Raw genomic sequence first — 2,961 nt, 5'->3', positions numbered from 1 at the left:
CGACCTGGTCACGTTGTCCGCGTGCCGCAGCGCGGCGGGGGCGACGCCGGCCGGTGGGCCCGTCAGGCCGCCGACTTCTTCCTACGGTGCGGGGCGATGCCCCTCCATGGCGATGCGGAGGAACTGGCCATCGCCCTCCGGGAGCGAGAGGAGGGCCACACCCCCGGGCCGGCCGAGGTGGACACCGGAGCGAACGAGGGACGCCGCCCCCTGAGAGGGGAGCACGCCTCGGCGGCTGGCCGGGCGACACCCTACGGGGCGGACCGCTCCCCCGAGCCGGTCTCGGTCCCGGCAGAGGCCGCGTTCCGGTTGATGGCCGAACTGTCCTCTCGCGAACGGCAGATCGCCGTCGAAGTCGCCGAGGGCAAGGACGATCGCGAGATCGCCACCGACCTGTTCCTCAGTGTGCCCACGGTGGAGTACCACGTGACCACATGCCTCGCGAAGCTCGGGATGACCAGCCGCATGGACCTGCGGGAGGCCCTGCGGCCGGCCGCCCTGACCCTGCTGGTTCCCGCGCTGGCCGGGACCGGTCCCGGAGACGACACCCAGCCTATTGCGCACAATTGAATTGTGCGCAATGCTTTCCACATGAGCTTCACACCCACGGGATCGGCAGGCCGCCTCGAGGACCAGGTGTGCTTCGCCCTGTACTCGGCGGCCCGGGCGGCCCAGCAGGCCTACCGCCCGCTGCTGGATGATCTGGGCCTGACCTACCCGCAGTACCTCGTGCTGCTGGTGCTCTGGGAGCAGGACGGGCAGACCGTCTCCGCACTCGGCGACCGGTTGCACCTGGACAGTGGCACGCTGTCCCCCCTGTTGCGGCGCCTGGACGAACACGGCTTCATCACCCGCGAGCGCCGGTCAACGGATGCACGCCGGGTCACTGTGCACCTGACCGCCGCGGGTGAGGCCCTCCGCTCGCGCGCTTCCGAGGTGCAGCGCTGCCTTCTGGACGCCGTCAGTCTGCCCCCGGAGGACCTGATGAGCCTCCGAGACCTCTCCCGCCGATTCGCCGGCTCGGACCTCTGAGATTCTGCCTCGGCCTGCACCGCGCGGCCGGATCCCCCCGGCGCCGACCTTGATCTGAACCCACATCCACAACCCGACCCGATCTCACCCCCGACCCCAGGAGAACCCATGAAGACCGTGTACACCGCAGAAGCCCTGGCCACCGGCGGCGGCCGCGACGGCCGCACGCAGACCGCGGACGGGTCCATCAGCCTGGACCTGGCCACCCCGCAGGAGATGGGCGGCACCGGCAACGGCGCCAACCCGGAGCAGCTCTTCGCCGCCGGCTACGCCGCATGTTTCCACTCCGCGCTGCAGCTGGTGGCCCGCCAGGCGAAGAAGGACCTCGGCGAGTCCAGCGTGGGCGCCCGGGTGGGGATCGGCCCGAATGATGCCGGCGGCTTCGGCCTCGAGGTCACCCTGGAGGTGGTGATCCCCGCCCTGCCCGAGCACGAGGCCCAGAAGCTCGCGGACCAGGCCCACCAGGTCTGCCCCTACTCCAATGCCACCCGTGGGAACATCGACGTCACCGTGAACGTGGTGCAGGACTGATGCCCGCGCTCTCCGACTTCACCGCGCGCACGGCCACCGGGGAGGACCGCTCGTTGGCCGATTACCAGGGCCAGGTGGTGCTCGTGGTCAACACGGCCAGCCAGTGCGGCCTAACCCCGCAATTCGAGGGCCTGCAGGAGCTCTACACCGACTACCGGGACCAAGGCCTGGTGGTGCTCGGCTTCCCCTGCAACCAGTTTGCCCACCAGGAGCCGGGTACGGACGCGGAGGCCAGCGAGTTCTGCCAGCTGAACTACGGCGTCGACTTCCCGATGTTCGCCAAGGTTGAGGTCAACGGCTCCGGCGCGCACCCGCTGTTCGCCTGGATGCGGCAGGAGACCTCGGGGCTGCTCGGCAGCGCGGTCAAGTGGAACTTCACCAAGTTCCTGATCGGCCGGGACGGAACCGTCCTCGAGCGCTTCGCACCGACCACCGCCCCGGACAAGATGCGCGGCGCGATCGAGACGGCACTCGCCGAGCAGTGAGTCAGGCAGTGATCGGGTGAGACGGTGGGCGTCCAGAGGCGCGTGCAGCGCCACCGAGAGCGGACCATGAGAGGACTCCCATGAACGGGCAGGCGCGGTTGCGTTTCACCGGCCACATCGCCGGGGTCGGCACCTCGGGCGGGACCCGGCTGGTGCTCGGACGCTGGGGGACGTCTCCGCACGGGCCGTTCGCGGACGTGATGCTCCAGCGCCCGGACGGCCACCGCGTGCTGCTCGCCCCGGACGCCTGGGTGGCCGAGTTCGTGGCCGCCACCTACACCTTCGACGAGGTGCTGGACGTGCCCGTCCAGGTCCAGGTGTCCGACGCCGGCGCTGCCGCCGGCTCCCGCTGGCACGTCACCGCCGGCCCCTTGGCGTGGACCTTCGAGGTGGGCCCTCGGACGCCGCTGGGCCATCTCTTGCGCACCGTTCCCGGGCCAGTCGGCCGGAGCCTGACCCTGGCCCGGATCACCGATCGGGTGGCCCGCTGGACCCTGCCCGGGGTGCGGACCTTGGGCAGCGCCGGCAATGGTCGCCTCGAGTGGTACGCCGCACGCGACCTGCACCGGATCACCGCCTCCACCGCCTCCTGGTCGGGGCAGGATTTGGGCGCGCTGACGGAGTTGAATCCACCGGCCGAGTTCGGCTTCAGCTCCACCCCTCGCCAACCCAGCCTGACGACCCTGACGAGCACCGTGCGCCTGCCCCGCTGATGCACGGGCCCTGGACGCCGTCTACTGCGGGTACGGCGTCTCGCCGTGCTCCAGCATGCCGACCAGCTTGGCCAGCCGATTGGTCCGGCTCCCCGGGCTCGGTGCGGTGAGGACCCGGTGCAGGACGGCGTAGCGGTTCTGGCCATTGAGGGCGGCGAAGGCGGCGGCCGCCGCCGGTGACGCGGCGAGCGCGGCAGCCA

The 2,961-nt window shown here is 71.1% G+C and carries 6 protein-coding genes; 5 read left to right on the top strand and 1 reads right to left on the bottom strand.

Annotated features, from left to right (window positions below; genetic code table 11):
• The 5 genes from RUH65_RS15600 to RUH65_RS15580 form a co-directional block, all read left to right on the top strand.
• Positions 1 to 570 (top strand): helix-turn-helix transcriptional regulator (locus tag RUH65_RS15600; RefSeq protein WP_313818562.1); only part of this gene is annotated, 570 nt, incomplete at its 5' end.
• A 21-nt stretch (positions 571 to 591) separates the two neighbouring features.
• Entirely contained in the window at positions 592 to 1,032 is a 441-nt protein-coding gene (locus tag RUH65_RS15595) for a MarR family transcriptional regulator (RefSeq protein WP_313818561.1), read from the top strand.
• A 108-nt stretch (positions 1,033 to 1,140) separates the two neighbouring features.
• Entirely contained in the window at positions 1,141 to 1,563 is a 423-nt protein-coding gene (locus RUH65_RS15590; protein WP_313818560.1) for an organic hydroperoxide resistance protein, read from the top strand.
• The gene (locus tag RUH65_RS15585; RefSeq protein WP_313818559.1) at positions 1,563 to 2,048 is read left to right on the top strand and encodes a glutathione peroxidase; all 486 of its coding nucleotides are present in this window, start codon (positions 1,563 to 1,565) and stop codon (positions 2,046 to 2,048) included. The genes RUH65_RS15590 and RUH65_RS15585 overlap by 1 nt, the downstream gene beginning before the upstream one ends.
• Before the next feature lie 80 nt (positions 2,049 to 2,128).
• Positions 2,129 to 2,761: a hypothetical protein gene (locus RUH65_RS15580; RefSeq protein ID WP_313818558.1), complete on the top strand. Its 633-nt coding sequence runs from the start codon at positions 2,129 to 2,131 to the stop codon at positions 2,759 to 2,761.
• Between the two features lie 21 nt (positions 2,762 to 2,782).
• Here the strand turns inward: RUH65_RS15580 and RUH65_RS15575 are convergent.
• Positions 2,783 to 2,961, bottom strand: a 179-nt coding sequence (locus RUH65_RS15575) for a YdeI/OmpD-associated family protein (RefSeq protein WP_313818563.1), incomplete at its 5' end; no start/stop codon positions are given.

The sequence above is a fragment of the Citricoccus sp. genome, assembly GCF_032154715.1.
Classification (GTDB): Bacteria; Actinomycetota; Actinomycetes; order Actinomycetales; family Micrococcaceae; genus Citricoccus.
The sequence above is the reverse complement of the archived record's forward strand: the minus strand, read 5'-3'. Positions and strand labels throughout refer to the sequence as shown.